The sequence below is a fragment of the Vibrio sp. Vb0937 genome (assembly GCF_033338855.1).
This window is the reverse complement of sequence record NZ_JAWOTK010000240.1, coordinates 1-1296: the sequence shown is the minus strand read 5'-3', so window position 1 is coordinate 1296 and position 1296 is coordinate 1. Positions and strand designations below refer to the sequence as shown.

2 pseudogenes are annotated in these 1296 nt (G+C 46.3%); one reads left to right on the top strand and one right to left on the bottom strand.

Features of this window, described 5'->3' with window-relative positions:
- A pseudogene (locus tag R7P67_RS24765) lies at positions 1–257 on the top strand (DUF1853 domain-containing protein); the annotation flags it as partial.
- Positions 258–321: 64 nt separating this feature from the next.
- Here R7P67_RS24765 and R7P67_RS24760 read toward each other — a convergent pair.
- Positions 322–1296 (bottom strand): annotated as a pseudogene (locus R7P67_RS24760) (phosphoglucomutase, alpha-D-glucose phosphate-specific); the annotation flags it as partial.

The following is a 1296-nucleotide window of genomic DNA, read 5'->3' as shown; positions in this document are numbered from 1 at the left end:
TACCGCCGAAAGAGTGCTTAGGTTTTGCTCTCAATCCAAGCCAAATCAGTGGATATTGGTGTTATCAAAGCCAATGGAGTTTGATCAATAAACCGCTTTACCACTTAAGCAAACCCAACTGGGCTATTGGTACGGATGATTTTTCTCAGCCGATTGAAAAACCAATGGAGCGATTTGAGCATGCACAAACAGCAGATGGCGAGTTCTGGTTTATCGTGCCAGATAATTGGCCACAAAATCCAAAGGCTCATAAATAGAGAGTTAACGACGAGTTGTAAAAAAGGCGACCATCTGGTCGCCTTTTTGTCAGAGTAGGTTTAATTACAAACCTGCAGCTGCAAATACTTGATTCACAATCTCTTGTGCTTCAGCTTCAATTTGTTTTAGGTGTTCTTCACCCTTGAAGCTTTCACAATAGATTTTGTAGATGTCTTCCGTACCCGATGGACGAGCAGCAAACCAACCATTTTCAGTCGTCACTTTCAATCCGCCAATCGCCGCGCCGTTACCAGGAGCGTGTGTTAGACGCGCCGTAATCGGATCACCTGCCAGTGTTTCTGCTGCAACCATTTCTGGCGACAGTTTCTTCAACACATCTTTTTGAGGTCCATTCGCTACCGCTTGAATACGATTGTACTTAGACTCACCATGTTTAGCGGCAAGCTCTTCGTAGTACTCTTGTGGGTTTTTACCCGTTACCGCAGTAATCTCAGCCGCTAACAAACATAGTAAGATGCCGTCTTTGTCTGTTGACCATGGTGTTCCATCTTTACGTAGGAAAGAGGCACCTGCGCTCTCTTCACCACCAAAACCAAACTTGCCAGTGTAAAGGCCATCGACAAACCACTTGAAGCCGACAGGCACTTCACACAGTTCACGACCCAAATCGGCTACTACTCGGTCAATAAGTGCACTTGAAACCAGCGTCTTACCAACAGCAACATCTTTACCCCACGCCTCACGATGACGGTATAGGTAGTCGATACAAACCGCTAAGAAATGGTTCGGGTTCATCAAACCTTTCGGCGTCACGATACCATGACGGTCATAGTCTGGGTCGTTACCAAACGCAAGATCGTATTCATCTTTCAGAGCTAGCAGACCAGCCATTGCGTAAGGAGAAGAACAGTCCATACGAACCACGCCGTCCTTATCAAGCGACATGAACTGGAATGATGGGTCAATCGCTTCGCTGACCAAGGTCAGATCTAAGTTGTATGCTTGGCCGATTTGACGCCAGTAATCAATGCCGCTGCCACCAAGTGGATCCACACCAATTTTCAACTTCGATTTCTG